The sequence below is a fragment of the Paraburkholderia sp. J11-2 genome, assembly GCF_905220185.1.
Classification (GTDB): domain Bacteria; phylum Pseudomonadota; class Gammaproteobacteria; order Burkholderiales; family Burkholderiaceae; genus Paraburkholderia.
In genome coordinates this window covers 360023-384384 of the sequence record NZ_CAJMYY010000003.1, presented here as the reverse complement: position 1 = coordinate 384384, position 24362 = coordinate 360023, and the positions used below count along the sequence as shown (strand labels likewise).

Annotated in this window: 27 protein-coding genes and 1 riboswitch; of the genes, 9 read left to right on the top strand and 18 right to left on the bottom strand. The window is 65.4% G+C overall.

The window, feature by feature from the left end; translation table 11 throughout:
- The first annotated feature begins 87 nt into the window (after nucleotides 1-87).
- Complete coding sequence (locus tag U5A57_RS06145) at nucleotides 88-666, top strand: hypothetical protein (protein ID WP_321909059.1); 579 nt, start codon at nucleotides 88-90, stop codon at nucleotides 664-666.
- 112 nt (nucleotides 667-778) lie between these two features.
- Here the strand turns inward: U5A57_RS06145 and U5A57_RS06140 are convergent, their stop codons facing one another.
- Nucleotides 779-1807: a DUF3443 domain-containing protein gene (locus U5A57_RS06140; RefSeq protein WP_321909058.1), complete on the bottom strand. Its 1029-nt coding sequence runs from the start codon at nucleotides 1805-1807 to the stop codon at nucleotides 779-781.
- Between U5A57_RS06140 and U5A57_RS06135 the strand changes: the two genes are divergently transcribed.
- On the top strand, nucleotides 1788-2048 hold the full coding sequence (locus U5A57_RS06135; protein ID WP_321909056.1) for a hypothetical protein: 261 nt from the start codon (nucleotides 1788-1790) through the stop codon (nucleotides 2046-2048). The two genes, U5A57_RS06140 and U5A57_RS06135, sit on opposite strands and share 20 nt — an antisense overlap.
- A 40-nt stretch (nucleotides 2049-2088) precedes the next feature.
- Here the strand turns inward: U5A57_RS06135 and U5A57_RS06130 are convergent, their stop codons facing one another.
- Nucleotides 2089-2562, bottom strand: coding sequence for a DUF2844 domain-containing protein (locus tag U5A57_RS06130; RefSeq protein ID WP_321909055.1), 474 nt, complete (start codon nucleotides 2560-2562; stop codon nucleotides 2089-2091).
- 389 nt (nucleotides 2563-2951) lie between these two features.
- On the opposite strand from U5A57_RS06130, the gene bamC reads away from it, so the two are divergent.
- A complete protein-coding gene (gene bamC / locus U5A57_RS06125) occupies nucleotides 2952-4193 on the top strand; it encodes an outer membrane protein assembly factor BamC (RefSeq protein ID WP_321909053.1) in 1242 nt (413 codons plus the stop codon).
- A gap of 101 nt (nucleotides 4194-4294) precedes the next feature.
- On the opposite strand, the gene U5A57_RS06120 is transcribed toward bamC, so the two are convergent.
- The 5 genes from U5A57_RS06120 to U5A57_RS06100 form a co-directional block, all read right to left on the bottom strand.
- Nucleotides 4295-5893, bottom strand: a complete 1599-nt coding sequence (locus U5A57_RS06120; protein ID WP_321909051.1) for an L-lactate permease — start codon at nucleotides 5891-5893, stop codon at nucleotides 4295-4297.
- A gap of 237 nt (nucleotides 5894-6130) precedes the next feature.
- Nucleotides 6131-6511, bottom strand: a complete 381-nt coding sequence (locus U5A57_RS06115; RefSeq protein WP_321909050.1) for a hypothetical protein — start codon at nucleotides 6509-6511, stop codon at nucleotides 6131-6133.
- 357 nt (nucleotides 6512-6868) lie between these two features.
- Nucleotides 6869-7090, bottom strand: coding sequence for a glycine zipper 2TM domain-containing protein (locus tag U5A57_RS06110; protein WP_321909049.1), 222 nt, complete (start codon nucleotides 7088-7090; stop codon nucleotides 6869-6871).
- A gap of 190 nt (nucleotides 7091-7280) precedes the next feature.
- A complete protein-coding gene (gene thiC / locus U5A57_RS06105; protein ID WP_321909047.1) occupies nucleotides 7281-9212 on the bottom strand; it encodes a phosphomethylpyrimidine synthase ThiC in 1932 nt (643 codons plus the stop codon).
- A gap of 103 nt (nucleotides 9213-9315) precedes the next feature.
- Nucleotides 9316-9445: riboswitch (TPP riboswitch) on the bottom strand.
- Nucleotides 9446-9518: 73 nt separating this feature from the next.
- Nucleotides 9519-9926 carry a GreA/GreB family elongation factor gene (locus U5A57_RS06100; protein ID WP_321909046.1) on the bottom strand — a complete coding sequence of 136 codons (408 nt, stop codon included), beginning with the start codon at nucleotides 9924-9926 and terminating at the stop codon, nucleotides 9519-9521.
- Between the two features lie 722 nt (nucleotides 9927-10648).
- Between U5A57_RS06100 and U5A57_RS06095 the strand changes: the two genes are divergently transcribed.
- The gene (locus U5A57_RS06095) at nucleotides 10649-11587 is read left to right on the top strand and encodes an EamA family transporter (RefSeq protein ID WP_321909045.1); all 939 of its coding nucleotides are present in this window, start codon (nucleotides 10649-10651) and stop codon (nucleotides 11585-11587) included.
- 121 nt (nucleotides 11588-11708) lie between these two features.
- Here U5A57_RS06095 and U5A57_RS06090 read toward each other — a convergent pair whose 3' ends face one another.
- Nucleotides 11709-11846 carry an entericidin A/B family lipoprotein gene (locus U5A57_RS06090; RefSeq protein ID WP_042264962.1) on the bottom strand — a complete coding sequence of 46 codons (138 nt, stop codon included), beginning with the start codon at nucleotides 11844-11846 and terminating at the stop codon, nucleotides 11709-11711.
- 161 nt (nucleotides 11847-12007) lie between these two features.
- Here U5A57_RS06090 and U5A57_RS06085 point away from each other — a divergent pair, with 161 nt between their 5' ends.
- Both U5A57_RS06085 and U5A57_RS06080 read left to right on the top strand, forming a co-directional pair.
- A complete protein-coding gene (locus tag U5A57_RS06085) occupies nucleotides 12008-12169 on the top strand; it encodes a DUF1328 family protein (RefSeq protein ID WP_321909044.1) in 162 nt (53 codons plus the stop codon).
- Between the two features lie 65 nt (nucleotides 12170-12234).
- Nucleotides 12235-12777: a ferritin-like domain-containing protein gene (locus U5A57_RS06080; protein ID WP_321909043.1), complete on the top strand. Its 543-nt coding sequence runs from the start codon at nucleotides 12235-12237 to the stop codon at nucleotides 12775-12777.
- A gap of 15 nt (nucleotides 12778-12792) precedes the next feature.
- Here the strand turns inward: U5A57_RS06080 and U5A57_RS06075 are convergent, their stop codons facing one another.
- The 7 genes from U5A57_RS06075 to U5A57_RS06045 all read right to left on the bottom strand — a co-directional run bounded on the left by U5A57_RS06075 (nucleotide 12793) and on the right by U5A57_RS06045 (nucleotide 20140).
- On the bottom strand, nucleotides 12793-14007 hold the full coding sequence (locus U5A57_RS06075; RefSeq protein WP_321909041.1) for an MFS transporter: 1215 nt from the start codon (nucleotides 14005-14007) through the stop codon (nucleotides 12793-12795).
- A 126-nt stretch (nucleotides 14008-14133) separates the two neighbouring features.
- Nucleotides 14134-14961 carry a phosphodiesterase gene (locus U5A57_RS06070; protein ID WP_321909039.1) on the bottom strand — a complete coding sequence of 276 codons (828 nt, stop codon included), beginning with the start codon at nucleotides 14959-14961 and terminating at the stop codon, nucleotides 14134-14136.
- Between the two features lie 22 nt (nucleotides 14962-14983).
- A complete protein-coding gene (locus tag U5A57_RS06065) occupies nucleotides 14984-16024 on the bottom strand; it encodes an ABC transporter ATP-binding protein (protein WP_321909036.1) in 1041 nt (346 codons plus the stop codon).
- Nucleotides 16021-16965, bottom strand: coding sequence for an ABC transporter permease (locus U5A57_RS06060; protein ID WP_415774581.1), 945 nt, complete (start codon nucleotides 16963-16965; stop codon nucleotides 16021-16023). Before U5A57_RS06060 ends, U5A57_RS06065 begins: the two co-directional genes overlap by 4 nt.
- A gap of 26 nt (nucleotides 16966-16991) precedes the next feature.
- Nucleotides 16992-17816, bottom strand: coding sequence for an ABC transporter permease (locus U5A57_RS06055; RefSeq protein WP_321909035.1), 825 nt, complete (start codon nucleotides 17814-17816; stop codon nucleotides 16992-16994).
- 20 nt (nucleotides 17817-17836) lie between these two features.
- A complete protein-coding gene (locus tag U5A57_RS06050) occupies nucleotides 17837-18871 on the bottom strand; it encodes an ABC transporter substrate-binding protein (protein ID WP_415774585.1) in 1035 nt (344 codons plus the stop codon).
- Between the two features lie 201 nt (nucleotides 18872-19072).
- A complete protein-coding gene (locus tag U5A57_RS06045; RefSeq protein WP_321909033.1) occupies nucleotides 19073-20140 on the bottom strand; it encodes a LacI family DNA-binding transcriptional regulator in 1068 nt (355 codons plus the stop codon).
- Nucleotides 20141-20771: 631 nt separating this feature from the next.
- Here U5A57_RS06045 and U5A57_RS06040 point away from each other — a divergent pair.
- Entirely contained in the window at nucleotides 20772-21128 is a 357-nt protein-coding gene (locus tag U5A57_RS06040; protein WP_321909032.1) for a hypothetical protein, read from the top strand.
- Between the two features lie 23 nt (nucleotides 21129-21151).
- On the opposite strand, the gene U5A57_RS06035 is transcribed toward U5A57_RS06040, so the two are convergent.
- From U5A57_RS06035 to U5A57_RS06025, 3 genes are all read right to left on the bottom strand, one after another.
- Complete coding sequence (locus U5A57_RS06035; protein ID WP_321909031.1) at nucleotides 21152-21424, bottom strand: hypothetical protein; 273 nt, start codon at nucleotides 21422-21424, stop codon at nucleotides 21152-21154.
- Between the two features lie 87 nt (nucleotides 21425-21511).
- Nucleotides 21512-22297, bottom strand: a complete 786-nt coding sequence (locus U5A57_RS06030; RefSeq protein WP_321909030.1) for a class I SAM-dependent methyltransferase — start codon at nucleotides 22295-22297, stop codon at nucleotides 21512-21514.
- A 109-nt stretch (nucleotides 22298-22406) separates the two neighbouring features.
- Nucleotides 22407-22655 carry a hypothetical protein gene (locus U5A57_RS06025; RefSeq protein ID WP_321909028.1) on the bottom strand — a complete coding sequence of 83 codons (249 nt, stop codon included), beginning with the start codon at nucleotides 22653-22655 and terminating at the stop codon, nucleotides 22407-22409.
- 506 nt (nucleotides 22656-23161) lie between these two features.
- Here U5A57_RS06025 and U5A57_RS06020 point away from each other — a divergent pair.
- Nucleotides 23162-23776, top strand: coding sequence for a glutathione S-transferase (locus U5A57_RS06020; RefSeq protein WP_321909027.1), 615 nt, complete (start codon nucleotides 23162-23164; stop codon nucleotides 23774-23776).
- Between the two features lie 171 nt (nucleotides 23777-23947).
- On the top strand, nucleotides 23948-24202 hold the full coding sequence (locus U5A57_RS06015; RefSeq protein WP_415765122.1) for a hypothetical protein: 255 nt from the start codon (nucleotides 23948-23950) through the stop codon (nucleotides 24200-24202).
- The last annotated feature ends 160 nt before the right edge of the window (nucleotides 24203-24362 follow it).

The following is a 24362-nucleotide window of genomic DNA, read 5'->3' as shown; positions in this document are numbered from 1 at the left end:
TAGCAGGGTCGCGCGCGGGGGCGAGCGCCGTAAGGGATTCCCCGCCCCGTACGCTACAATTGCCGCAGCCTGAAAAACGGATGAGCAATGAACAAACGTAACGCCTGCTTCGTCGGCCTCGCGGCCGCCGTCACCCTGCTCGCGGGATGCGCGGCGCAGTACCGCAACACCAGCACCTGCGAAGAGGAGATGCGTAACCGCCTTGCCGATACGACGCTCGGCGACCTGAAGGTCACGCATAGCGCGACGACGTATCGTGGCGCGCGCGTGGTGATCGAAGGGCGGCTCGAGAACGGCGCGGCGTCGGCCGCTGTGGCTGCGTCGGCGCCATCTGCGTCGGCGGCTTCGGCTGCATCGGCAACCGTATCGGCGACCGGGCAGACCGCCATGGCGGCGCCGACGATCACGGCACCGTCGGTGCAGGCCGGAGCGCTGCCCGGCACGATTTCGGTTCCGACGGCTCCCGTCGGTCAGGACGGCGTCGCGGGGGGCAAGCCGACCACGCCGGTTGCGGCGCTGGCTGCGAAACTCGGCATCAAGAAGGCCGCGGTGACACCGGCGGCAGCGGAGTGCACCTTCAACGAATCGGGCCTCGCGACGTTCCGCTGGCTCGCGCCGGCGCGGCTCGCAAAGACCACGCCCGACCCGAACGCCGCGAACGACTAAGGCGAATTCACGCGGTTTGCCGTGCCGTTTCGCCGTTCGCGCAATCTGCGCGCAGGAAGGCCTCGCTAGAGGCCTTCGTCGTTTGTGACGGCCGTTGCCGCCGCCGGCGCGCTCAGAACGCGAAGAACGGACCATTGCCGGCAGGCGTGACCTGCGAGGCGATCGCCGTGAACACGCGCCGTCCGAAGAAGAACGGCAGCCCCCAGCCGAACGCGCTCGCGTTGTAGCCGGCCAGATTGCCGAATGCCCAGTTGCCGGTGGCGAAGAGTGTGGTCGAATTTGCCACGGAGAAGGTCACCGAAGCGCCCACGCCGTCGATGCCGGCTATCGTCGCGCCGAAGTTTGCGGGCGAGCTCGGGCAATACCAGAAGCCGCAGCGCGTCATCGTCGCGCTGTTGAAGTAGAGCGCGTTCGAGCCGGTGTCGAGATAGCTCAGCGAGTACACGGTGCCGTCCGATGTCGTCGTCTTCACGTAGCCGGTGCCCGAGTTCGCGCGCAGCACGCTTGCGCTGCCGAGCGCATTGTTCGCCTGCGAGCCGATGCCGAAAATCATCGACCCGCTTACTTCGGAGGCGCCGCTGTCCGCCACGGCAGGCAGGTCGATGACCACGCCGTTGTTGTCGGTGGCAAAGGCCGCCACCGGGTTGCTGACCTGCTGCGCGAGCGGTTGCGCGCTCGCCGTGCAGCCGCTCGCCGGGCACGCGTAGTACCACGGCGTGGCTGCCGCCCTCACGCAGGTCGCGCCGCAGTCGGCGCTGAACGGTCCCACGCCGAGGATGCCGTTCGAGCGCAGCGTGGTGGCGCTGTTCATCGCGAGACCGCTGCCGGCGCAGCCGGCCGGTGCGGAGGCGGGCACGGCCGGGTCGGCGATCAGCTGGATCGGCAGGGCGGCGGCCACTTCGCCCGCGAGTTTCACGTCGGCGCTGCGCACCGTCCCCCACGTGTAGCCCGTACCGAACACGGCGCATTCTCCCGCGATGTCGGCGCCCGTGCCGGCTGGCACGGCGGGCAACGCGAAGCCCGCTGGCAGCGCGGTAGCCAGCAGGCGCAGGCCCTGCGAGCCGGTATCGACCTGCACGTTGGCGACGCTCGCGCAGTTCGTGGTGCCCGGCACGCAAACCGTGACGCTCGCCATCAGCATGTTGCGCGTCGAGGTGGCCGTCGGGCCGACTGTGACGGCCACGACGTTGGGCGTGGTCGATTGCGGCACCGTGCCGCTCGTGCTGGTGGTCGACGGCGTGCTCGCGGGGCTTGCCGCACTTGCCGACGACGGGGCGCTAGCGGGTACGCTGGCGCCTGTGCTCGCGGCGGCGGTGCCACTGCTCCCGCCGCCGCCACAAGCCGTCAGCAAGGTGCACAGCACGATGATGGCGACGCTCTGACCGATGCCGGGCGCGTGCGATCGGCGCTGGGTGCGGGCCTTCATTGCAGGTCCCCAACGCTTACGCCCACGGGCAGCGCGGCGGGCAGCCACATGCGCCCCACGTAAGCGCGCATGTGGCCGGCCGTCTCCACCACGACCTGCGCGCCGTCCACGCGCGCGGCATGCAGGCCGTCGCGGCCGGCGGCGTGAAGCGCCGCGGCGGCGCTGCGCCAGTCCGCTGCGTAACGGCCCAGCAGCGTCTCCACGTTGGGCTGAGCCGGCCCCTGCCACGTGTACGCGAAAACCGTGCCGGTGGCGTTCCCCACATATTCGTTGATGGTCGTGCCGCCGTCGTCGACATCGCTGACGACGCGCGCCGCGCCGCCGCCGACAACGCGCTGCGTGGCGCCGGCCGGCACCGCTGCGGTGTCGCCGAGCGCGGCGCGAGCGGGTGTGGCGGCGAAGCTCGTGCAACTGAGCGCGCAGGCGAGGGCCGCGGCGCGGCCCGCCTGAGTGAGGCTGCAAGTTTTCATGACGCTCTCCGGTCCTGCTTTTTATGACGCTCTTTTTTTGAGATTTCGCTGTGAAATTAGCACCGGGGTCGTTCTCGCAAGCGTCTCAGACCGGAAGGGCGGCGCAGCGCAAAAGGGCGTCTTGACGTGGCTTCGAGTTAGGGCATTGATCTAAAAGGGATTTGCTGGCGATTTAGCAGGTTCGTCGTGCCGAATCAAATGTGGATGATTGTTACGGATAGGCGGGTTTTAGGTGTCACGGGTACGGTCGCGCGAGCTTCGCCGCGGCTGAAGCTGGACCCGGATTCAGTGCGACTCCGTGGTTTTTGCACATCGGGCCGCCGGACCGGTAAAATGTTTGGTTGATCCACGGAAACTGGCCGTGGCGTAGCCGAAGGGATTACCCGAACATGAGTGATTTTCATCAACGTCTTGCCGCACGCGCGCTTGCGCTTCTGATGGCGGGCGGGCTGGTCGCCGGCTGCAGCTCGCCGACGCCAGGCAAGATCGATTACCGTAGTGACGCCAAGGCGAAGCAGTCCTCGCTCGCTGTGCCGCCGAACATGCTCGACGAAGCGTCTGACCAGCGCTCGCTCGCGCCGCAGGGCGGCGAAACCTCGCTGTCTTCGCTCAAGGAGACCCAGGCCGCGGCGCCGCAGTCCGACCAGAGCCAGGTGGTCCCGCAAGTACCGGGCATGCATATCCAGCGTGACGGCACGGAAAGCTGGCTTGTCATCGACAGCCGCACGCCCGACCAGGTCTGGGCGCAGGTGCGCCGCTTCTGGCAGGAACAGGGCTTCCTGCTCGTCGTCGACCAGCGCGACAAGGGCGTGATGGAAACGGACTGGAACGAAACCCATCCGAAGATCAGCGACGGTTTGATCCGCAACACGCTGTCGTGGGCCACGGGCAACTCGTACGTGACGGCCGAGCGCAACAAGTACCGCACGCGCCTCGAAACGTCGCCTACGGGCGGCACCTACGTGTTCATCAGCCAGAAGGGGCTGAGCGAACAGCTTTCGGGCACCAATAACGACTCCAGCAAGTGGGTGCCGAAGCCCAATGACCCGGCGCTCGAAGCCGAGTACCTCAAGCGCCTCATGATGACGCTCGCGAATGCGAAGCCGGGCGTGCCCGACGCGCAGGTCGCAGCCGAAGCCGACGCCAAGGCCAACAGCAAGGGCAGCGACGCGAAGTCGAAGGCTCCGGATGCCGCCGCGGCCGCCGTGGCCGCGCAAAACGTCGCCGCCGTCGGTCAGCAATCGGGCAGCGGCTCGAAATCGGGCGCACAGGGTACGTCGGGTCAGTACACGTCGACCGAACTCACGCTCGGCGAGCCGTACGACCGCGCCTGGGTGCGCGTGGGCATTGCGCTCGATCGCGCCAACTTCACGGTGGACGACCGCGATCGCACGAAGGGCATCTACTACGTGCGCTACGTCGATCCGAAGGATCTGAGCTCGGACGAACAGGGCTTCTGGAACCAGATCTTCCACGGCCGCAAGGAAAAGATCGCCAAGCAGTACAAGCTCAACGTGCGCGCCGTGACGGACAACCAGACGCGCATTGCGATCGTTGACGACAGCGGCCAGATCGACTCGTCGCGCCCGGCGCAGGAGATCATGAGCCTCGTGGTCGACGAACTGCATTAAGACTTGCGCTCAAGCCAGCAATCGCTGGCTTGTGTGGCAAAAGAAAAACCCGCCTGCGCTTCGCCGCGCAGGCGGGTTTTTTCATGCAGGCGCGCTTCGGCTCAGTGCGGAATCATCCAGGTGAACACGTTCTGCTGCAGCCACACGAGGATGCCGAGCAGCACCGTCAACAGGATCGAGTGCTTGAAGGTCTTCGCGAACACATGGCCTTCCTGGCCCTTGAGGTCCGTGGTGGCGACGCCGGTTGAGATGTTTTGCGGCGAGATCATCTTGCCCATGACGCCGCCCGACGAATTCGTCGCCGCCATCAGGATGGGATTGAGGTTGAGCTGTTTCGCGGCCACCACCTGCAGGTTGCCGAACAGCGCATTGCCCGACGTGTCGCTGCCCGAGAGGAACACCGCGACCCAGCCGAGAAAGGCTGAAACCAGCGGGAAGAGCGCGCCGACCGAAGCCACGCCGAGACCGAGCGTATAGGTGAGCCCCGAGTAGTTCATGAGGAACGCGAGCCCGACGATGGTCGCGACCGTGAGGATGGCGATGCGCGTCTGCCCCCAGGTATCGACGATCGCGCTGCCGAAATCGGCGGGCTTCAGGCGCACGACGAACGCGGTGATGATGGCCGCAACGAGGATCGCCGTGCCGGTGGCGAGCGGCTGGAAGTCCCAGATCGCGCCATAGGGCGTGTTGTAGAGCGTGATGAACACGGCCTTGTCGAGGCCCGGCCACGGCACTTTCACGTCGCCGATCGTAAAGATCTTCGCGACGGTCCAGATGATCACCACGGCCGCGACGATGATCCACGGATACCAGCCCTGTGCACCCGTCACGGCGCCGCGCGTTTCCTTCGCGCGATCGACCTTGATGGCGAAGCGCGGATCGGGTACAGGCTTCCATACGCGCAGGAACAGGATGGTGAGGATCAGCGAGACGAGCGACGAGAGCACGTCGGTGAGGCTGTAGTTGATGTAGTTGGCCGTGACGAACTGCGTGAGGGCGAAGCTGCCGCCCGCGACGAGCAGCACCGGCCAGATGCGCAGCATGCTGCTCACGCCCGCATAGATCGCGATTACGTAGAACGGCAGCAGCAACGCGAAGAACGGCAGCTGGCGGCCGACCATCTGGCCGAGCAGGTCGGCGGGCAGGTGCGTCACGGCGCCGAGCACGGTGATCGGCACGCCGAGCGCGCCGAACGCCACAGGCGCCGTATTGAAGATAAGCGTGAAGGTCAGGGCTTCGAGTGCCGGGAAGCCGAGCATGATGAGCAGCGAACTCGTGATGGCGACGGGCGTGCCGAAGCCGGAAATCCCTTCGAACAGCGCGCCGAACGAGAAGCCGACCACGACGAGCACGATGCGCCGGTCATTGGGCAGATTGTCGAGCAGCCACATGCGGAACGCCGCGAAACGGCCTGAGCGCAGCGCGATGTTGTAGAGCAGGATCGCCGTGACGACGATCCACATCACCGGCCATAGCGCGAACACCACGCCCGCGAGCACCGCGCTGATCGCGAGATTGACTGGAAACTGCCAGCCGGCGATCGCGACGATCAGGCCGACTACGAGTCCTGCGAGCGAGGCTTGCCATGCGGGCCGCCGCGCCCAGCCCAGCAGGGCCAGCACGGTGACAATGGGCAGCACGGCGATGAGAAACGAAAACAGCAGCGAATTGCCGATAGGGGTCAGCAGCTGGTGGAACATCACGTCTCCTTTATGCTGGTTCGTTATCGGCGCAGCAATGCGGCAGCGTGCGCCGGGGCGCGTCGTCGGCTGTGGAGTTCGGTGCCCGGCCAGACGGCCGAGTTAAGGCGGTGCTTCAATCCCCGCTAGCCCACTTGGAGGATAGATAACGAAACGGGAGCGTCAAGGAGGGAAAGTACGGTCCGGCACCGTTTTGCGGTGCACTTCGCGTCGTGGTTTCGCGTGTGAGCGTCGATGTCAGTGATGCCTGTGTCCGCCGCCGCCGCTCCAGTAGCCGAAGCCGAATGAGACGGCGGGCGCGCCCCAGCCCCAGCCGTACGCGGGGTAAGGGTAATACGCGGGGTAGGCGGCCGGATAAGCCGGATAAGCGGGCCACGCAGGCACGGCGATCGCAACGGGCTGCGTGGAATAGAGCGGACCGGGATACTGTGCGTCGGGCACGGCGAGTGGCGCGGGGTTTGGCGCGGTTTGCACGACTGCGGTTTCCTGCTGGGTGGCGGCTACGGGCACGGTGCCGTAGTAGTAGGGCGGGTAGCCGTAGGGGGCGTAGTAGTAGCAGCCGGAAAGCGCGGGGAGCAGGGTCGCGGCGGCGATCACAAGCACTAACGGACGTTTCATGGCGGGCTCCGCGAATGGCGAACGGCCGCGCAGGGTTATCGCGTTCAGGCTCAGGCCGTTTGATCGTTCGAGCTTACGCCGTACCCGTGGGTTTTGCGTTGCGGCTCGTTAACGGAATGTTTCAAGCGAATCGTTCAAGCGCATGTTTCACGTCGCGCGAGCGTTGACGCTTGACCCACGCAAACGCGGCGCAGCCCGTGAGGGTCTGCGCCGCGCATCCTTCCCTGATGCACGCCTTGAATGGCGTGTTGCCTGTCGTGTCGATACTGTTGCGTGCCGTCGCATCGATCGTGAGGCTAAACGCGTAGCCGCATCGTCGGTTCGTCCGGCCTTAGGCCTTAGTGCTTGCCTTGATGCTTACTTGCCAACCTGATTGCCGATCAAGCCGCCGACTGCCGCGCCGCCCACGGTGGAGAGTGCATTGCCGCCAATCGCAGCGCCGGCCACACCGCCCACGCCCGCGCCAATGACCGTATCGCGGTCGCGTCTCGACATGTTGTCGCATGCAGTCAGGCTGCCCAGCACGGCGACGAGTGTCGTTACCGTGAGCAGCATGCCTGCGCGTTTGAGTGTTGTCATGGGTCGACTCCCTACGCATAGTGCGTTTGAGTGTGAGGTGCGACCTGCGCTTCGCGCACACGCCGCGCCTTCAATACCCTCATCCTAGGCAGCCAACCCGTATCCGGGTGTGTGCGCTTGTCAGAGAGTTGTGGGAGTCGTTAGAAAATGTATCGGCGGGCCGCAAGGGCCCGCCTGGGACACGGTGAGCTTACTGGCGCTGATAAATCTCGGCGCCTTGCTTGATGAACTCGACCGCCTTCACTTCCATGCCTTTTTTCAGGGCTTCGTCGTCGCTCACGCCTTGCTTCGCGGCGAAGTCGCGCACGTCCTGGGTGATCTTCATCGAGCAGAAGTGCGGGCCGCACATCGAGCAGAAATGCGCCACCTTGGCCGAGTCCTTCGGCAGCGTTTCGTCGTGGAACTCGCGCGCCTTGTCTGGATCGAGACCGAGGTTGAACTGGTCTTCCCAGCGGAACTCGAAGCGCGCCTTCGACAACGCGTTGTCGCGCACCTGCGCGCCCGGATGACCCTTCGCAAGATCGGCCGCATGCGCCGCGAGCTTGTACGTGATGATGCCTTCCTTCACGTCGTCCTTGTTCGGCAAGCCCAGGTGTTCCTTCGGCGTGACATAGCAGAGCATGGCCGTGCCGAACCAGCCGATCATCGCAGCGCCGATGCCCGAAGTGATGTGGTCGTAGCCCGGCGCGATGTCGGTGGTGAGCGGCCCGAGCGTGTAGAAGGGCGCTTCCTTGCACCAGTCGAGCTGGAGATCCATGTTCTCCTTGATGAGCTGCATCGGCACGTGGCCCGGGCCTTCGATCATCACCTGCACGTCGTGCTTCCACGCGATCTGCGTGAGTTCGCCGAGCGTCTTCAGTTCGCCGAGTTGCGCTTCGTCGTTGGCGTCGTAGATCGAGCCGGGGCGCAGGCCGTCGCCGAGCGAGAAGCTCACGTCGTATTCCTTCATGATTTCGCAGATCTCTTCGAAATGCTCATAAATGAAGGACTCCTTGTGATGCGCGAGGCACCACTTGGCCATGATCGAGCCGCCGCGCGAGACGATACCCGTCATGCGGTTCGCGGTGAGCGGCACGTATTGCAGGCGCACGCCCGCGTGGATCGTGAAGTAGTCCACGCCTTGCTCGGCCTGTTCAATGAGCGTGTCGCGGAACATCTCCCACGTGAGGTCTTCGGCCTTGCCGTTGACCTTTTCGAGCGCCTGGTAAATCGGCACCGTGCCGATCGGCACCGGCGAGTTGCGGATGATCCACTCGCGCGTTTCGTGAATGTGCTTGCCGGTCGAAAGATCCATGACCGTGTCGCCGCCCCAGCGGATTGCCCACGTCATCTTGTCGACTTCCTCGCCAATCGACGACGTGACCGCCGAATTGCCGATGTTCGCGTTGATCTTCACGAGGAAGTTGCGGCCGATGATCATCGGCTCGCTTTCCGGGTGGTTGATGTTCGCCGGGATGATCGCGCGTCCGCGAGCGATTTCCTCGCGCACGAACTCGGGCGTGATCGCCTGAAGGGCATTCGCGCCGAAAGCCGCTGCGCCGAACGCCTGGCCCGGATGCTGGCGACCCATCATCGCGGCGAGCTTCGCACCGTTCGGGCCGCTGGCCTTGAGGCTTTCCAGATACTCGGCGCGGCGCTGGTTCTCGCGAATCGCGATGTACTCCATTTCCGGCGTGATGATGCCTTGACGCGCGTAGTGCATCTGCGTGACGTTCTTGCCGGCCTTCGCGCGGCGCGGCGTGCGATGCAGGCCTGGGAAACGCAACTCGGCCGTTGCGGGGTCGGCGGCGCGCTCGCGGCCGTATTCGGAGGAGAGGCCCGGCAGCGCTTCGGTGTCGCCGCGCTTTTCGATCCAGCTCTGGCGCAGCGCGGGCAGGCCCGCACGAATGTCGATCTTCGCTTCCGGATCGGTGTACGGACCCGAGGTGTCGTAGACGTAGATCGGCGGGTTCTTCTCGCCGCCGAAGCCCGTGGGCGTATCCGCCTGCGTGATTTCGCGCATCGGCACGCGGATATCGGGCTGCGAGCCGGTCACGTAGATCTTGCGGGAATTGGGCAGCGGCGCGATCGCGGCTTCGTCGACGTGCGCGTTGGCGGAAATGAACTTCGGATTCGCGTTCATGCGTCTCTCTCTCCATGCAATGCAAAGTGGGAACAGCGGCTTAGCAGGAGACGAGACGGAACGTGGACGGACTTCGCTGTGATGGATGAGGCGTTGAGCGATGTTGCGAAGTCCGGACGCTTCCCTGCGCTGGCATTATCCAGATCAGGTTCAAAGGGTATTTCTCACCCGCGAAATACGCAGCACGACTTTCGTTCGATGCGGCGCATAACGCAGGACCCCCGCGTAAGCAAGGCCAAACGATACACCGCGCTGCGACGATCTGGCAAGTGCCTTTGCGCGCGAGATGTGTCACGCGCGCGGAACTTACAACGTGAAATCCTTCGAGGCTTCGGGCTGAAACAGGATGCGTTCGATCTTCAGTGTTTCGACCGCGCCGCCCGGCGTCGTGAAGCGCACGGCGTTGCCACGTTTGGCGCCGAGCAGTGCGAGTCCCGCTGGCGAGAACACGTTCAGCCGCCCGGCGTCGACGTTCGCCTCATGGGGATAGACGACGGTGTACGTGAGGGCTTCGCCGTTGCGCTCGTCCACGAGCGTCACCTGCGAGTTCATCGTCACGACATTGGCGGCGACGTCGCGCGGCTCCACGATTACGGCGTGTTCGAGCAGTTCGTCGAGCATGGTTTGACGGGCCGGTGCGGCGCCGGGTTCAGCGGCGCATTTCTCGAGGCGGGCGACGTCGAGTTCGGTGAGGTAGCGGATTTTTTTCGACATGACGGTTCTCCTTGCGATCCAGATGAAAGTCGAGGGACGGGCGAGGGCTGGCGGGCGAAATGGCGCGCGGGCCGCAGCGGGGCGCAACGGATCGGCCCGGAGCCCGACCGAACGGCTCCGATGGCTTGGGGAGGCAGGTTCAGTGCGGACGCCGGGCGGCGGTAAGCGGGGCGGACAGGGGAGGCAGGGCGCGCGCTCGGGTGGACAGCGGCCGCGCCGCCGTTCGCTCGCGGCCGGCTCGCGCACGCGCCCGCGCGCTGCGCAAACTGCGCGGCGGCAAGACGGGGACGGGACGCGAAACAAGCAAAAACATGGCGAACGGCGTGTTAGAAATGAAGTAAATGAAAGTTAAACGAAAGATTCGACCATGCTAGCACGATCTCACAAACCTGGCGCGACGCTGTCGCAGCACCGCGATAGGGTGCGCGATCGGCCATTCCGGCTCGCGCTTCGCACTGTGACGCGAACACAACGACACACCGCGCATAAAGCATCCTGAAAGCATCCGCGACGACCGGCGTTGTTGCATAATGCGATTCGCCCGTCCCGGGTGTCCTTCGCACTCCGTCCTTTTTCGCGTTCTTGCGCATCTGCACCATGCCGTCGAGCTTCACCCGTCCCGCCGCCTTGCCGCCGGGGCGCCCGCGGTTCTGCCCTTCACGTGCCGCGGCAAAATGACGATGCCTCCCCGTTTGCCTTCCCGCGTGAACCCCCAATCTTTCATGTCAACGGTCCTTCAGGCCGCCGCCGCGCTATGGCGTTTCGTGCGCGGCGTTCGGTTGCCGCAGTCGCGCGCCGGGCGCGTCGCGCTCTCGCTCGCGGTCGTCTACTTCGTCTGGGGCTCGACGTATCTCGGCGTGAAGGTTGCGCTCGAATCGTTCCCGCCGCTGCTGCTCTCCGGCTTGCGCAATCTGCTTGCCGGGATCGGGTTGTTCGTCTTTGCCATGCGCCGGCGACCCGTCATGCCGACCCTCCTCGAAGTGCGCAACGCGGGCGTGGTGGGCACGCTGCTCGTGGGCCTGTCGAGCGGCATGCTCGCTTACGGCATGCGGACCGTGGGCACTGGCACGGCGGCCGTGATGGTCGCCACAGTGCCGCTCTTCGCGACCGTGATCTCGGCGGTGACCGGGCGGCGCGTGGCGAAGGCCGAATGGGCTGCGGTCGCGCTCGGTCTCGTCGGCATTGCGATCCTGAGTCATGGCGGCGGTGCTGCGGGTTCGGCGGGCGGCAGCCTCGCGATTCTGTGTGGCGCGCTCTTCTGGGCGATCGGCGCACATCTGGCGGGCAAGCTCAGGTTGCCTACCGATCTGTTCATCGCGACGGCGCTGCAAATCGGCCTCGGCGGCGCCATTTCGACCTCGGTCGCGTGGATCAGCGGCGAACGCATGGGCGAGTTGCACGTTCTGCCGCTCGTGGCGTTCTTCTACCTGATGTTCATCGGCACGATGGCGGCCTACGTCGCCTATGGCTATCTGATCCGCAATACCAGCCCGCTCGTTGCGAGCAGTTGCATGTACGTGAATCCCGTTGTTGCCGTCGCGCTCGGCGCGCTGCTGCTCGGCGAGCCGGTCACGAGTGGCACCGTCGTCGCGACCGTGCTGATTCTCGGTAGCGTGGGTTTGTCGTTCCTCTTCGACGACCGTCGCCGCACGTCCTCCTGAGTTCGTCCTGTCCCGGTGACGCGCCTCGCGTCATTGCGCCACGTTTGCGCGCGCGGCCGCCCCGCATGTGATGTGCGAAGCGGCCGCATCTTCGTCGCTGACCGATCGATGCCAGACGCGATTACTTGGCCTTTTCCGCGGAGTTCGTGAGGGCGTGGCCGCCCGCGGAAACGTCCTCGCCGGCACCCGCCATCGTGTTGCAGGCCGAAAGCGCTGCCAGCGAAGCGGTAACGAGAAAGAGGGCAATCAGGCGTTTCATGAGGAAGTCCTCCACGGTGTCAAAGGTGGCCACTGTCCAGCACGTCGCGTGCCCGGTCATTTGTGCCTGCCTATGTGTCCGCCATCAGGTCCGCTGCTTGCGCTAGCACCGATGCAGGCGCGACATAGCGCAGCACATCCGCCCACAAGGAGGACTACGCCATGCTTCACTACGCCATCGTGATTTTCATCATCGCGATCATTGCCGCTGTGTTCGGCTTCACCGGCATCGCCGCGGGCGCGGCCGAAATCGCCAAGATCCTGTTCTACATCTTCCTCGTGGTCTTCGTGGTCACGCTATTGCTAGGCGTGATGCACGGATGACGCACGCAAAGCCAAACCGCTGCGCACCACCCCGTTCATGCATGCCATGTTTGAAGGAGAGTCAGATGTCGAAGACACACGCTTCGTTCGAGTTCGATCTCAAACGCGTGCGCGATGAAGCGCGCCGCAATCTCGACCAGGGATCGGTCACGCCGGATTACCCGGCAAATCGCCAGACCGTGCTCAAGCTGCTCAACGATTCGCTCGCCACGGAACTCGTGTGCGTGCTGCGCTACAAGCGGCACCATTTCATGGCGAAGGGCATCGAGTCCGAGTCGGTGGCGGCCGAATTTCTTCAGCACGCGAACGAGGAGCAGCAGCACGCCGACATGCTCGCAGCGCGCATCGTGCAACTCGGCGGCGAGCCCGACTATTCGCCGTCGACGCTAGTCGAGCGCTCGCACTCGGAATACAAGGAAGGGGCCGGCCTGAAGGACATGATTCGCGAGAATCTGATCGCGGAGCGCATCGCGATCGAAAGCTATCGCGCGATTATCAACTATCTTGGCCACGACGACACGACCACGCGGCGCATCTTCGAGCAAATCCTCGCGACAGAGGAGGAACACGCCGACGACATGACTGACCTGCTGTACGCGCACAAGTAGCGCGCAGACTCGCCCTCAGGAAGAAGCCTCTGCGCCCGTGCCCACGCGCGGGCGCGTTGCATGGTGAATCCAGCCCGCGAGCGCCGTGAACGCAATGCCGGCCACGCACACGCCGATCCAGCCGAACGCATGCCAGGCCGTCACGCCGACGGCGGAGCCGGTTGCGCCGCCAATGAAGTAGCAGACCATGAACACCGTATTCACGCGGCTGCGCGCCTCGGGGCGCAGCGCGTAGATGCGCGACTGATTCGAGATCTGCGCGGCCTGCACGCCGACGTCGAGCACGATCACGCCGATCACGAGGCCGATCAGGCTCTTGCCCGAGAACGCGAAGATAACGAACGCGAGCGCCATCAGCACGATCGACATCGTGATGACCGCGCGCGGCCCGCGCTTGTCGGCCGAGCGGCCCGCCATGGGCGCGGCCAGCGCGCCCGCCGCGCCGACGATGCCGAAAAGCCCCGCCACCTGCGGCCCGAGATGGAACGGCTCGCCCGCAAGCAGCAGCGTGAGCACGGGCCAGAAGAGGCTGAATGCGGCGAAGAGGCAAGCACCCGTTGCCGACGCTTCGCGCAGGCCCGGCAGCTCCAGTACCAGATGCCACATCGAGCCGAGCAGCTTGCCGTAGCCGAGCTGCGAGGTGGGCTGGCTCTTTGGCAGTTTTTTCACGATCACGACCGCAAGCACGAGCAGTGCGACGATCGACGCCCCGAACACCGCACGCCAGCCGAAGTACTGTCCGACGAACCCGGCCGCCGTACGTGCGAGCAGAATGCCGAGCAAGAGCCCGCTCATCACGGTGCCGACCGCGTGGCCACGCGCCTCGGGCGGCGCGAGTTCGGCGGAAAACGGCACGGCCTGCTGCGCGATGGTGGCGAGGATGCCGATCGCGAGGCTCGCGCCGACCAGAACGGCAAGCGACGGCGCGGTGGCCGCGACGAGCAGGGCGACGCACAAGCCGGCCGTTTGCAGCAGGATGATGCGGCGGCGGTCGTAGCGGTCGCCGAGCGGCGCGAGCAGCAGCATGCCGGCCGCGTAGCCGAGCTGGGTGCCCGCCGGCACGGCGCCGATCCACGCCGCGCCGGCCGGGAAGCTCTGGCGGAAGTCGTCGAGCAGCGGCTGATTGAAGTAGATGTTCGCGACCGTGACGCCCGCGATGGTCGCGAGCAGGAGCAGCAGGCCGCGCAGCGACTGGCTTTCGCCAGCGGTTGCGGAATCAGGTGTGGACATGAGCGTAATGCGGGTGGCGCCCGGTCAGACGGAAGACAGGCTTCGAGCGTGCCGATCATACCGGAGCGCGCGCAATCGCGCTGACGGCGCGGGAGCGTGCCGCCAGGCGTGCGTCTAGCTGCGCATTCAGCCGATCAGCTCGCCCGAGGGCTCGTAGAACGGATACGGGCCGTCGAACGTCTCGACGTACTCGTGGTGCGTCACGATCCCGCCGTTCGGGTCGTAACGATGCAGCGCAAAGGCGGGCGGCTCGAGCGTGAAGGTGGAGGGCGCATCGGGCGCGAGGTCGAGCGTGACCTGGTGAGCGGGCGCGGGCACGGCCGAGGCAATCGTGCCGCCGAAGCGCACGAACATGGGCCGGTGCACGTGACCGCACAGCACGCGCTCGACGTTGGGATGCCGTGCCACGAGCGCTTCGAGCGCCTGCGCGGCGCGGTCGTCGAGGCGAATCGCATCCATGTGACCAATGCCGCAGTCGAACGGCGGGTGATGGAGCGCGACCACCACGGGCTTGCCGCGCGCCGCCTCGAGCTGCTGCTCGAGCCACGCAAGGCGCGCTTCGCAGAGCGTGCCCGCGCTTTGCCCCGGCTGCATGGAGTCGAGTGCGATCACGCGTAGCGCTCCGAGGTCCACCGCGTACTGGACGAACTCGCCGCCCTCGCGCAGTTCGGGCCGATCGGGAAACACTTCGCGCAGCGGCCCGCGCGCGTCGTGGTTGCCGATCAGGAGCCAGTACGGAATCTCGAGCGTGTCGAGCAGCGTTTTGAGGTGCCGGTATTCTTCGAGCGAGCCCTGATCGACGAGGTCGCCGGTCATGAGCACCGCGTCCGGGCGCGGCGTGAGCGCATTGAGCCTGGCGATGGTGCGTGCAAGGCTCGCGGCCGTATCGACGCGGCGATAGGCGAGCGCGCCCGGTGGCTTGATGTGCAGGTCGCTGATCTGGGCGAGCAGCATGGTAGTCCTCGTTTTGTAAGATTTACGCAAGCGCAATGAGTGCTTCAGGGGCGATCGAGATGCCAACCGGCGTGCCGCGTGCAAGCTCGATGCGGCCCGCCACGTCGACGAGCAGGGCATCGGGCGCGGCGCCGCCGATGGTCAGGCGCGTGCGCTCGCCGAGAAAGGTCGCCTGTTCGATGACGCCGCGCAGTTGTGCGCCAACGGGGTCGGCGAGCGTGGCGTCTTCGGGGCGGAAATACAGTTCGGCGGCGCCGGTCGTTTGGGACGCGCTGGCCGGCACGGCGCCGCCGCTCGTGCGCAACATGCCGCCTTGCCATTCTCCGGCGATCCGGTTCAGCGTGCCGACGAACTGCGCGACTGCACGGCTCGCAGGCTGGAAGTAGATCTCGCGCGGCGTGCCGATCTGCTCGATGCGGCCCGCGCTCATCACGACGATGCGGTCGCCCAGTTCCATCGCCTCGGCCTGATCGTGCGTGACATAGACCGTCGTCACGCCCAGTTCGCGCAAGAGCGCATTCATCTCGCCGCGCAGGGTGTCGCGCAGGCGCGCATCGAGCGCGGTGAGCGGCTCGTCGAGCAGCAGCACACGCGGGCGCGGCGCCAGCGCGCGCGCGAGCGCCACGCGCTGGCGCTGGCCGCCCGAAAGCTGGTTGATGGGCTTGGCCGCGTGCGCTTCGAGGCGCATCATCGCGAGCAGTTCGTCGACACGTGCGCGCGCGTCGGCGGCGGGGACGCGCTGGATTTTCAGGCCATAACCGATGTTGCCGCGCACATCGAGGTTCGGAAAGAGCGCGTAGTTCTGGAACACCATGCCGACCTTGCGCTGCTCGATAGGCTGCGCGGTCACGTCCTCGTCGCCGAAGGCGACATGGCCGCCGGCGTCGGGCGTTTCCAGACCCGCGATCATGCGCAGCGTGGTGGTCTTGCCGCAGCCCGAAGGGCCGAGCAACACCAGCGTTTCGCCTGCGCCGATCGCAAGGTCGAGCGGTTCGAGCACGCGCGTGCCGCGAAACGTTTTCGCGCAGCGCGTGAGCGTAATCGGGATCGGTTCGAGTTTCATTCGGAATCCTTGTTGTTCCTTTGCTGGCCTGCGAGACGCGGCTTGCCAGTTGGCTTTCCTGAGGCGCCAGGTACGTCCACGCCGAGCCATTGCATTGCCACGAGCAGCGGCATCGTCATGAGGAAGAAGAGGATCGTGTAGGCGCTGCCGACTTCGATACGCAGTGACGCGTAGGTGTCCGCGAGGCCCACTGGCAGCGTTTTGGTGTCGGGCGTGTGCAGCATCCACGTGAGGTTGAATTCGCCGATCGAGAGCGTGAGCACCGCGAGCGCGCCTGCGACGATGCCGGGGCGCGCGTTGGGCAGCACGATGGTCGTGAAGCGCTGCCAGAAGCTCGCGCCGAGGCTCGCGGCGCCTTCCTCGAGTGTGCGCAGGTCTGCCGACGCGCACACGGCCGCCACGGGCCGCACCATGAACGGCAGCGTGAACACCACGTGGCCGACCACGATGAACGCCGCACTCATGCGAAACGTGCTGAAGCCGCCGTACACCACGAGCAGCGCGAGCGCCGAAGCGAGGCCGGGCAGAGCCACGGGCAGCACGAGCAACTCCTCGATAAAACGCGAGAGGCGCGTGCGGCTGCGTGCGAGCGCATAGCCCGCGGGTACGCCGGTCACTAGCGTGATGGCGAGCGTGGCGGCCGCCACTTCGAGCGAGAGGAATACACTCGCGTGATACTGCGTCCAGACCTGGTCGAGCCAGCGCAGCGTGAGGCCGCTCGCCACGCCGCGAAAATAGTTGACGGTGAGCCCCGCGACGATCGACATCACGACAGGCACGACGAGAAACGCGCACGTGGCAAGCGTGACGAGCCATTGCGCGCAAGCAATCCACGTGCGCGCCGAGGGCAGTGCGACGCGCCGCCGCGCGGCAGGCGGCTGGCCCGGCGCTTCGTGCATGTCTTGCGTTGCCGAAGCTGCGGAATTGACGACCGAATTCATTCTGGAGTCCTCGAAAACCACGGTGCTCATGCCGTGGCCGCGACGGCCGCACCCGTCACGCTGCGCGCGAGCGTGAGCACCGCCCACGTGACGAGACCGAGCACGATGGACAGGCCCGCCGCCGTCACCATGTTGGCGTTGAGCGTGAACTCGGTGTAGATGGTCATCGGCAGAACGTCGATGTCGGTGGCGAGCGTGAACGCGGTGCCAAACGCACCCATCGCGGTCGCGAAACAGATCGCCCCTGCAGCGACGAGGCCAGGCGCGAGCGCAGGCAGGATCACGTCGCACAGCACGCGCCACGACGACGCGCCAAGCGAGCGCGCGGCTTCTTCGAGCGAGCCGTCGAGCTGGCTTGCGCAGGCCATCACGGTCACGATCACACGCGGAATCGAAAAGTACAGGTAGCCCGCGAAGAGTCCCGCCATCGAGTAGGCGAAGACCCAGCGCTCGCCGGTGAGCCGCAGCGAAAGCGCGCCGATGAGTCCCTGGCGGCCTGCGAGCATGATGACCATGAAGCCGACCACCACGCCCGGAAACGCCAGCGGAAACGTGAGCAGCGCGACGAGCGCACGGCGTCCCGCGAACGTGCGCCTTGCGAGCAGAAGGCCGCAGATCGTGGAGATCACGAGCGTGGCCGCGGTGACGGCGGCCGAGAGCGCGATGGTCGCGGCGAGGCTTCTCATGTAGCGGCCATTCGTGAGCAGCGCGCGATAAGTCTCGATGAAGTGTCCGTCGGCGCTCACCTGCACGAGCGCGATCATCGGCAGCAGCCAGAAGGCGAGGAACACCGCGAGCGCGGGCGCGACGAGCGCCACGCGCCAGCGCAACGGAAAGGTGAGGTCATGCATGGAAGTGATTGGCCGGAGTCTCAGTGCATGATCTGCAGATAGCGCTCGCCAAACGTCTGCTGCTGCGCCGCCATCTTCGCGAAGTCCACTGGCTTTGCACGCGCGTAGTCGCTCGCTGGCAGGAACTTCGAAGCTGCTTCCGGCGAGAGCGCGCTCGCGCGCACCGGGCGCAGGTAGGCATTCGCCCAGAGCTTCTGGCCTTCGTCGGAGAGCACGAAGTCGAGCACCTTCTTGCCGTTCGCTTCGTGCGGCCCGTTCTTCACGAGGCTCATCACGTAGGGCACCGAAATCGTGCCTTCCTTCGGGATGACGAATTCGACGTTCGCGTGGTCCTTGTATTTCGCGCGGTAGGCGTCGAAGTCGTAGTCGAGCAGGATGGGAATTTCACCCGAGAGCACGCGTGCGTACGCGGTCTGCTTCGGCACGATCGGCTGGTTGGCCTTGAGCTTGCCGAACCATTCGAAGGCGGGCTGGAAGTTGTCGAGCGTGCCGCCCAGCGCGAGATTCACGGCCACTGCGCCCGCATAGCCCACGAACGCGCTCGACGGATCGAGGTAGCCGACCATGCCCTTGTACTCGGGCTTGAGGAGATCGGCCCACGAGCGCGGGACCGGCTTGCCTTCGAGCGCATCCTTGTTGACGAAAAAGCCGAGCGTGCCCGAGTGGATGGCGAACCAGTAACCTTGCGGGTCCTTCAGGTCAGCAGGAATGTCGCTCCAGTGCGCGGGCTTGTACGGTGTGATCACGCCCTTGTCCTTCGCCTGGAATGCCGACGACACGCCGAGGTAGACGACATCGGCGACCGGGCTTTTCTGCTCGGCCATCAGTTGTGCGATGGATTGTCCGGAGTTCTTGTTGTCGAACGGCACGCGAATGCCGGTCTCTTTCTGGATCGCCTGGATCTGGCTTGCCCAGTCGGCCCATTCGGGCGGGCAGTTGTAGCAGATCGCGGTTTGATCGGCCTGTGCCGTGAGCGGCGCGGCAAGACCGGCCACGAGGGCGGCGGCGGATGCGGCGAGGGGCAGCGCATGCGAGAGGTGAGTCAAGCGCCGCAACGGCGCAGCTAGCGTGCGCAGGGCAGCGCGCACGGGTACAAGCGAAAGCGGGCCGGCAAAGGCGAGTCGGCGGGTCACGGCAGGTCTCCAGGTCGGTTGCGAGAGCGTACTGGTGGATGAGGGCCGCGTGCGTGCACGGCCCGGATTGTTCAGGTTGTTCGGTGTGTTACTAAGGCCTGCTGATGGTTCTGCAAAAGCGGCTCACGAAAGCGCGCCGCCGAGTTCGAGGTTGCGATCGATCGCAACCCCGCGCGCGCCGAGCGGCGCGTGGGCGATCGCCGCGATGGTGCCGCCCGCGCGCAACGTGTGCGGCAGCGTATTGGCGAGCGCTCCCGCGTACTGGCCGCCGATGCGCGCCATCAGGCATTGCCACGCTTCGCGGCCAATGTCGCGGTTCGGCGTGCCGATGCTCGCGAGCGGCGGCGCGAGCAGTTCGCTCATCGCGAGGCCGTCGAAGCCGAGAATCGACATGTCCTGTGGCACGCGCAGGCGTGCGCGGCGCAGCCCGCGCATGACGACCATGGCGAGCAGGTCGTTGCTGCAGAAGAGGGCCGTGGGGCGCGCGGGCCCGCTCGTCAAATGTGCGAGCACCGAAGGCGCGAGCTCTTGCGCATTGAAATCGATTTCAAGGGCCGGCGCAGGCGTGAGGCCGGCTTGCTGCATCGCGAGGGCATAGCCGGCATGACGCTGGCGCGCGCGGTCGGAGGCGGCCAGCGTGCCGGCCAGCATGAGGATGCGGCGATGGCCGTGTGCGATGAGCATGCGCACGCCGTCGCAGGCGGCCTGGTGATTGTCGACCGATACCGAGGGGCGGCGCTTCGTGTCGTTGTGCATCAGCACGTAAAGTGGGCCGTCGGCGTCGAGTTCGTCGAGCAACGGGTGCGTGTCGGCGTCGGCGACGGTCAGGATCAGGCCCTCGACACGTTGCGCGCGCAACGTCTCGATCGCGTGGCGCTCGCGATCGGCGTCGTACTGCGTGGTCATCAGCATGAGGCGAAAGCCCTGCGCGCAGGCAAGCTCGTCGATGCCTTGCAGGCACTCCGCGAACACCGGATTGGCGAGCGTGGGCAGCACCACGCCGATGAGCCGCGTGCGCTCGCCGCGCAACTGGCGGCCGAGCGGGTTCGGGCGGAACTTCAGCGCGTCGATGGCTTCGCGCACCCGCGCGAGCGTGATGGGGTTGACGGTGTGCGGTGCATTGATCGCACGCGACACCGTGGCGATCGAGAATCCGGCGTGTGCGGCGACATCCTTGATGGTTGGTGTCATGCGAGCGGCCCCGGCGTCGTTGTAAACGTTTTCGATGGGGCCGATTATGAAAAATGCGTATGACCGGCAGATGACGGACGTGCTAGCCGGTCGTGGCTTTGGGGCATGCGCCGCACAATGGTAGAATCGCGTCCGCCCTGCCGGGGTGATGAAATTGGTAAACATAGCGGACTTAAAAAACGATTGAGTGCCCGACCGGAAACGGCCGGTGCAGAACCCCTCAAATTCGGCGAACCCCCTGGGCCATCAAGCGCGTTGCGCGCGAGGCGCCGAGGCAACGCCGAGCCAAGCCGGCTGCTGCGCAAAGCGGCGGTCAGGAAGGTGTAGAGACTAGACGGGGGGCGCCTAAGGCGCGCGCGGCGTGACACACGCGGCGCTTCGCGACGGCGAAGGCATAGTCCAGCGCACGAACGCGCGTCCGTACAGGCACGCGTGGCGTCGAAAGACGTGGTGTGACGAAAATCCGCCGCCTAACGGCTTGCCGGTTCGAGTCCGGTCCCCGGCACCAGATGTTGTTCCAGCGCAATCCGCTGGAATCCGGAAACCCGCGATAGCGTCAGCCTTCGCGGGTTTTTTATTTGCACGGCTCAATCCGTGCGGACGCACAAAGGGGAGTGGTTACGGCGAAGGGATGAACAGAAGGGAGGCGGGCAAAAAGCTCACTGCAGCCGCGCAAGATGGCGGCGCGAGAATCAGTCGGGCGCTGCGCCGCAACAAGGCCCTTGCGCACTCAACGATTGCCGATCTTCCCGGTGATGGGATTGATCAACCTTGCGAACCCGAACAATGCCGCAATGCCGAAGGGGCAGGCGACGAAGAATGCGGTCAACATGACTCGGCCCTAAACGTAACAAAATGTATCGTCAGTTTAGCCCGGTCATGCGGTTTGGGTATCAGGGTGAACGACAACAAACTATTGCGCTATCGCAAGGAATTGAGTCCTCAACGCTGGGGGAAACGGGCTGTAACGCCCGTCTGGCGCGGGTAGGCGAAAAGACTGTGCGAATCTCATCAGATGCAGTCGAAGATTACCTCTACTGTCTGTGACGTCACACCGCGCAAGCCTTCGCTATGGATCTCGACCGTGTGTAGCTGCTTCTTCTGCTTTTCGCAGTAGTCCTCGGCTTCGCTGAGCCCGACGGCGCGCACGTGATTCCACGAAACCAGATCCCAGCGCGCGCGGCTCGTGACGGTGAGATGGCCATCCTGTCTCGAATTGACGGCAGTCACCGATGTGCACGCCGTCAGCATGCTGATTACAAACAACAGGACGTAACCTTTCATAGATTCTCCGTGGTCCGCGAGCATTCTCGCCGCCAACCCGGGGCATTGGCAACCCAAAGCAATGCGCTTCGGCTCCGCTTCGGCTCGTTAGGGTTGCTTGATGCAGTGGAACGCTGCTGTGCCGTAGGGCACTGTCACGACAGCTTGGCCGCGCAACTCGGGCTCCGAATCGATCAGTGCGCGCAGTTCGGCTTCGATGCGGGCCTGCTCCTCGGGCGGCAAGGCCGCAATGAAACTCGTGGATTTCACCCGCGCGACGATGACGTCATCTGGCGAACCGGTGTGGCCCTGCACGAAACGCTGTTCGTGCAGCGGCCCGAATCCGGCAAAAGGGAAGGCGTTGCGCCACTGGCCCGTGTAGTAGCGCGGCGTGTCGCCTTCGGCGCGGTTGACGATGGCGTCGAGCCGCGCGACCCATTCGACGCTCGCGTCGCGCAGGTTCCAGATCAGGCCGAGGCGGCCGCCGGGTTTGAGCACTCGCAGCATTTCGGCGAGCGAGGCCGCGTTGGCGAACCAGTGGAAAGCCTGTGCACACACGATCGCGTCGACGCTGGCGTCACCGAGCGGGAGCGACTCTGCCGTACCCGCACGGGTATCGACTACGGGTAACGCGGCGGCAAGCTTCGCCCGCATGGCGGCTACGGGCTCGACGGCGATCACGTGGGAGCCGGTTTCCAGCAAGCGTCGAGTGAATTTGCCCGTGCCGGCGCCGAGGTCGACGACTGTCGCGCCGGGGCCAAGGCTGAGCGTGTCGCGCAACCAGGCGTTGACTTCGGGCGGGTAATCGGGGCGGCCGCGCACGTAGTGGTCAGCTGCGGCGGGCGTGTAGCCCTGTTCGGCCGAGTGGTGTACGGCGTTGGGCGGGTTGCTCATGAGCGCGCTCCGGCGGTGGGTCCGCGAGCGAGCATAGCACTGCGTGCGGCGCCGTCGAATGGCGCCCGCACCGCGCAACGCGCCCGGATGGGCGCGCGGCGCAAGGCAATCAGTCGTGGGCGATCAGGTCGCCGACTTGACCCTGGCCCGACACGAGACAGGAAGAGAGGAAGTTTTCGCTCTGGCTGTTCGCGCCGCGCTCGCCGAATCCGCGCACGAGCGCTTCGGCCTTGACGAGTGCGGAGCCCTGGGCGCAGGTCAGCGAGCCAGCCTCGTGAGCCTGCACACGTGTCATGGCCCGATTCGCGAGGAGGAGTGCGAGGACGATGACAACACCAACATTGAATGCTTGTCTCATGATTTCGTCTCCTTGTGCATTCAGACTATCTCAGCCGTTCGGCGTCCGAATCCAGGAGTTTCCCGGCGATGCACTGCAGCACATGTGGCGCATAAAAACGCGCTTTCATGCGGTCTGCGTAATGCTTCGGCCTCCTTCGCTTGGCGCTTTCGAGCCGCTGCGCCTTGAGTAGCGTGGCACGGCAAAAAAGCGCTCAAACGCAGGGCCGGGCGCTGCGTCGCAACAATGTCGCGACGCGTCAGATTCGACGTCTGCTAACAAATGTAGCTCCGTTGTGCGCAGAGCTGGACGTGGCACATCGACACGGTGTGTTTTTGCACAACGCGCCGCGGGAAAACCACCATGCGGCACTGTTTTTCCGCCCGCTGCAAGCGTGGAAAGGCGGAAACGCCATGCACGGGCCGCGGCATGACGCCCGACCCCGCTGCGTCCGGCTGTCTTGAAATACGGCGGGGCTTCCTGCAAGATCGACGCCCGATCCCTTTTTTCCTGTGCGAGGTGAACCCATGCAGTTGATCGGCATGATGGACTCCCCCTATGTGCGTCGCGTCGCGATTTCGCTTCATGTGCTCGGCCTGCCGTTCGAGCACCGCAGCATTTCGGTTTTTCGGCAGTACGACGAATTTGCCCAGATCAATCCCGTCGTGAAGGCCCCCACCTTTATCGACGACGACGGCACGCAGCTGATCGACTCGACGCTGATCCTCGACTACCTGGACCACAAGGTGCCCGCCGCGCAGCGGCTCATGCCGGAGGAGACCCAGGAGCGGACTTTTGCACTGCGCGTGAACGGTTTCGCGCTCGCGGCCATGGAAAAGACGGTGCAGCAGGTCTACGAGCGCGAATTGCGTCCCGCCGAGCGCCAGCACGAGCCTTGGTTCGAGCGCGTGAACGCCCAGATGCATGCGGCGTGGGCCGTGCTCGACCAGCTCGTTGCGGGCCGCGACGGCTGGCTGTGCGCGGGCCGTATCACGCAAGCCGACATCACCGCGGCCGTTGCGTGGCGTTTCAACCAGTACATCCTGCCTGGCTGCGCCGATCCCGCCCGATATCCGGCGATTGCCGCGCTTTCCGCGCGCGCTGAGACGCTGCCGGTGTTCGTTGCCACCCCCCTCGACTGAAGCACGCCCGCGCCAGCCGGGCCTCGCGCAAAGCACCGTGTGGCGGGGCGAGGAGCAACGCCGCACCCGATGCCTCCGCCAGTCTTTCGATTGTTTGCGATTTTCGACAAGTGACTTCGCGGACGGCCCATTTATCAGCGCACGCTGCATTCCTAGAATGACAACCATCGAATGACCCTGCGTCAGGAGGACGCGGGGCATGCAGCGGGAGCGGTCATGAAATCCTTTATCGAACGACAGTTGTATCAGCCAGCGTTGGTTCTACCGATGGTGGACCTGATGCAGCTGATGGTGTCGGTCGACTTCAACTTGGGGCAAGTCGGGCTGATGGTGGCAACGCGCGGTGCGCGCGCCGCGTTCCAGCGTTCGCGCGAACTGTGGAGCGCGGGCCATGGGGAAGGTGCGCCCGCCGATTGCGTGCACTGATGGCACGTGCACTGAATTTGCCTGACTTTAACGACGGAATCTCCAATCGCCTATTCACCGAACGCCTGACGCAAACGCGCACTGACGTTCGCCGATCCCCCTGACGCGCAGCGGCTTCGCCCGTTTGCTGTTGTGACGTCACCCTGTGAGCCGCCTCGAC

Excerpts from the sequence above, each read along its gene's own strand:
- U5A57_RS06145 (WP_321909059.1), top strand. The coding sequence starts at position 88 with ATGAACAAACGTAACGCCTGCTTCGTCGGCCTCGCGGCCGCCGTCACC.
- U5A57_RS06140 (WP_321909058.1), bottom strand. The coding sequence starts at position 1,807 with ATGCTGATGGCGAGCGTCACGGTTTGCGTGCCGGGCACCACGAACTGC.
- U5A57_RS06130 (WP_321909055.1), bottom strand. The coding sequence starts at position 2,562 with ATGAAAACTTGCAGCCTCACTCAGGCGGGCCGCGCCGCGGCCCTCGCC.
- bamC (WP_321909053.1), top strand. The coding sequence starts at position 2,952 with ATGAGTGATTTTCATCAACGTCTTGCCGCACGCGCGCTTGCGCTTCTG.
- U5A57_RS06120 (WP_321909051.1), bottom strand. The coding sequence starts at position 5,893 with ATGTTCCACCAGCTGCTGACCCCTATCGGCAATTCGCTGCTGTTTTCG.
- U5A57_RS06115 (WP_321909050.1), bottom strand. The coding sequence starts at position 6,511 with ATGAAACGTCCGTTAGTGCTTGTGATCGCCGCCGCGACCCTGCTCCCC.
- U5A57_RS06110 (WP_321909049.1), bottom strand. The coding sequence starts at position 7,090 with ATGACAACACTCAAACGCGCAGGCATGCTGCTCACGGTAACGACACTC.
- thiC (WP_321909047.1), bottom strand. The coding sequence starts at position 9,212 with ATGAACGCGAATCCGAAGTTCATTTCCGCCAACGCGCACGTCGACGAA.
- U5A57_RS06100 (WP_321909046.1), bottom strand. The coding sequence starts at position 9,926 with ATGTCGAAAAAAATCCGCTACCTCACCGAACTCGACGTCGCCCGCCTC.
- U5A57_RS06095 (WP_321909045.1), top strand. The coding sequence starts at position 10,649 with ATGTCAACGGTCCTTCAGGCCGCCGCCGCGCTATGGCGTTTCGTGCGC.
- U5A57_RS06090 (WP_042264962.1), bottom strand. The coding sequence starts at position 11,846 with ATGAAACGCCTGATTGCCCTCTTTCTCGTTACCGCTTCGCTGGCAGCG.
- U5A57_RS06085 (WP_321909044.1), top strand. The coding sequence starts at position 12,008 with ATGCTTCACTACGCCATCGTGATTTTCATCATCGCGATCATTGCCGCT.
- U5A57_RS06080 (WP_321909043.1), top strand. The coding sequence starts at position 12,235 with ATGTCGAAGACACACGCTTCGTTCGAGTTCGATCTCAAACGCGTGCGC.
- U5A57_RS06075 (WP_321909041.1), bottom strand. The coding sequence starts at position 14,007 with ATGTCCACACCTGATTCCGCAACCGCTGGCGAAAGCCAGTCGCTGCGC.
- U5A57_RS06070 (WP_321909039.1), bottom strand. The coding sequence starts at position 14,961 with ATGCTGCTCGCCCAGATCAGCGACCTGCACATCAAGCCACCGGGCGCG.
- U5A57_RS06065 (WP_321909036.1), bottom strand. The coding sequence starts at position 16,024 with ATGAAACTCGAACCGATCCCGATTACGCTCACGCGCTGCGCGAAAACG.
- U5A57_RS06060 (WP_415774581.1), bottom strand. The coding sequence starts at position 16,965 with ATGAATTCGGTCGTCAATTCCGCAGCTTCGGCAACGCAAGACATGCAC.
- U5A57_RS06055 (WP_321909035.1), bottom strand. The coding sequence starts at position 17,816 with ATGCATGACCTCACCTTTCCGTTGCGCTGGCGCGTGGCGCTCGTCGCG.
- U5A57_RS06045 (WP_321909033.1), bottom strand. The coding sequence starts at position 20,140 with ATGACACCAACCATCAAGGATGTCGCCGCACACGCCGGATTCTCGATC.
- U5A57_RS06040 (WP_321909032.1), top strand. The coding sequence starts at position 20,772 with ATGAACAGAAGGGAGGCGGGCAAAAAGCTCACTGCAGCCGCGCAAGAT.
- U5A57_RS06035 (WP_321909031.1), bottom strand. The coding sequence starts at position 21,424 with ATGAAAGGTTACGTCCTGTTGTTTGTAATCAGCATGCTGACGGCGTGC.
- U5A57_RS06030 (WP_321909030.1), bottom strand. The coding sequence starts at position 22,297 with ATGAGCAACCCGCCCAACGCCGTACACCACTCGGCCGAACAGGGCTAC.
- U5A57_RS06025 (WP_321909028.1), bottom strand. The coding sequence starts at position 22,655 with ATGAGACAAGCATTCAATGTTGGTGTTGTCATCGTCCTCGCACTCCTC.
- U5A57_RS06020 (WP_321909027.1), top strand. The coding sequence starts at position 23,162 with ATGCAGTTGATCGGCATGATGGACTCCCCCTATGTGCGTCGCGTCGCG.
- U5A57_RS06015 (WP_415765122.1), top strand. The coding sequence starts at position 23,948 with ATGACCCTGCGTCAGGAGGACGCGGGGCATGCAGCGGGAGCGGTCATG.